Source organism: Bacillus sp. NPDC057893 (assembly GCF_042796455.1).
Taxonomy (GTDB): domain Bacteria; phylum Bacillota; class Bacilli; order Bacillales; family Bacillaceae_G; genus Bacillus_A.
Genome location: NZ_JBHVNG010000029.1, coordinates 5,001 through 7,551, shown reverse-complemented (window position 1 = coordinate 7,551; position 2,551 = coordinate 5,001). Strand labels below are relative to the sequence as shown.

At 38.9% G+C, this 2,551-nt stretch carries 2 protein-coding genes (1 of these 2 running past the window's edge); both read left to right on the top strand.

The annotated features are described in order from the left end of the window. Positions 1–588 precede the first annotated feature (588 nt). On the top strand, positions 589–1,809 hold the full coding sequence (locus ACFVQC_RS30000) for a replication initiation protein (protein WP_376902234.1): 1,221 nt from the start codon (positions 589–591) through the stop codon (positions 1,807–1,809). A gap of 137 nt (positions 1,810–1,946) precedes the next feature. Then, a protein-coding gene (locus ACFVQC_RS29995; protein ID WP_376296051.1) for a ParA family protein crosses the window boundary here: on the top strand, positions 1,947–2,551 show its 5' portion. 193 nt of this gene lie beyond the right edge of the window; the window shows 605 of its 798 coding nt (coding positions 1–605); its start codon is at positions 1,947–1,949; the stop codon falls past the right edge of the window.

Sequence of the window (2,551 nt, the reverse complement as noted above, 5' to 3'; positions counted from 1 at the left end):
GGTGAGGTCTTCTGTCGTTTTCGAAATAGAATGAGCCGGCCGGTATCCTGAATATGTATAAGATCATGCTAGAAATAAGACAGAAATAAAGCCAGACATTGAATTCTTTATAATTTCTCTCTTTTTATCGCTCTATCAGAGGTGTAAAGACAGATCATTAAAACCTTTTAAAAAAATAATAGTCTTTAACCTTTGATACACAAATTAGTGTTTTGAACTTACTCTATCTTAAAGTTTTCAGAATTTTCACAACAAAAAACCCCCTGTTGTGTTTGTTTTACTAATATTGTTTTAATTGTTTTACATTGTTTTAATTGTTTTCGGAGGCCTCAAACCATTGGTATGACTGGCCTCAAGACCTCTAACTATAACATTTTTGGTGCGAACTATAACATTTTTGGTGCGAACTATAACATTTTTGGTGCGAACTATAACATTTTTGGTGCCTGAACTATAACATTTTTGGTGCGAACTATAACATTTTTGGTGCGAACTATAACATTTTTGGTGCGAATTATAACAAAAAAATCCTTTTGTTATCGATGGATTTTTGTCATAATGAAGAAGCTCGAAAGGGAGGAAATTGTGATGAAAATTTTAGAAAAAAACGAAACACAGAACAACCATTTGGTGACTAAGTCGAATATGCTCATTGAAGCAAATTATAAATTAGGCGTGGTAGAACAAAAAATCATCCTTTGTCTGGCGAGCCATATTACACCTGCAGATTCAGATTTCAAAACCTACACCCTGCCTATTCAGGAATTTTCAGATCTCCTAAGCTTAAAAGGAACACCCAAATATACAGAACTGAAGCAGATTACGAAGGATTTGATGAAGAAGGTATTTGAAGTGCGGATTAAAAAAAAGGTCATACAGGTTTCGTGGCTCAGCTATGTAGCGTATAACGAAACGGAAGGAACTGTAGACATAAGGTTTGATCCCTTCCTGCGGCCGTACCTGCTTCAGCTGAAAAGGGAATTCACAAGCTACAAACTTGAGAATGTGGTGAAGCTGAAAAGCTCCTACGCCATAAGGATATATGAATTACTGAAGCAATATGAAAGACTGAAGGAAAGATCCTTTTACCTGAAGGACCTGCGCAAAATGCTCGGGGCTGAGGATATCTATCCTGCATACGGAAACTTTAAGCAGCGTGTTCTTGTACCAGCCCAGAAGGAATTGAAGGCTAAAACGGATATATCCTTTGAAATAGAAGAAATCAGGACAGGACGAAGAGTGGATAAAATCAAATTTTTCATTACTTCAGGAAGCAATGGAAAACCTGATCAATTGGACCTGCTTCAAAATCATTTGCAGGAATTTGCCGATACGTTTATAGAGAAAGTGAAAAAACTCGGCTTAAAGATGGGGGTAAGGTTAACGGACGAAGTCATTCTTTCATGGGAAAAGCATGGACAGGACAATGTAATGAGCCTCCTGGAGAAAATACAGGACCGCAAGGACATCGAAAACCCCGTCGGATACATAACCAAGGTCTTAAAGGCAGCAAACAAGGATAATGATGAATCAGAAGACATCCTTATACGCTTAGTATCTGACTTCAGAAAATCAAAAGAAGTACTGCCTGCTTGGTATATACGGGAAAAGTCCATTGAAAAAATGGAGGAAGTACTGAAATTGGATCATGAATCAGCAGCAGTTACATTTGAAGAAATTAAAGAAGAATTATTTGAAGTTCTGCAAATTCAGGAGCCGGAGGCTGAAAGTGATTCAGTAGAGGAGCTAGAAAAGCGCAAGCGTAAGTTCGAAAAGCAACTTAAGAAATTAAAAAAAGGCACCCATTAATGAGTGCCTTTTTTAATTGGATGACAAAGGCATCGTATAAAATAAGAAGAAAACAACGTTAGAAGAAAGGAAGAAAAGAAGAAAAGAAGAAAACAACGTTAGAAGAAAAAAATAAAAGAAGAAAGGGTGATAAAGGGATGGCGATTACTATTACAATGGGAATTCAAAAGGGAGGCTGCGGAAAATCCACCACAACCGGCATTCTCGCGCACTTGTTGAGCAGAAATGGATATAGGGTCCTTGCAGTGGATATGGACTCACAGGGCAACCTTACAGAGCTTCTGTCTGAGCAGCCTTCAAATGAGTATATGGGCAAGTCCGTGCTGGAAGCGATGCAGGAAGATAATGTTGAGGGCTACATACTGAATATCAACGATCACCTCGATCTTCTGCCTGCCAACAACTTTTTGGCAACTTTCCCGCGCTGGCTGTATACGGGAAAAACATATAAAGGCGATACGATCCCTTTTAGCGGGAATCCAAGTTCTGTCTTAGATCATGCTTTGAAGTCCGTCAGGGACAGATACGATTTTATCGTTATTGATACTCCTCCCTCCTTAAGCGAACAGACAACAAATGCACTGTGTGCCAGTGAATACGTGGTTGTTTTATTCGAATGTTCAAATTGGTGCTATTCAGCTATCCCGAATTTCATGGATTCTATCCATGGAGCCAATGAATTCGGAAAGAGAAATACTCAGGCGATCGGCGTGCTGCGCACGATGAATGATGTAAGGCGAAG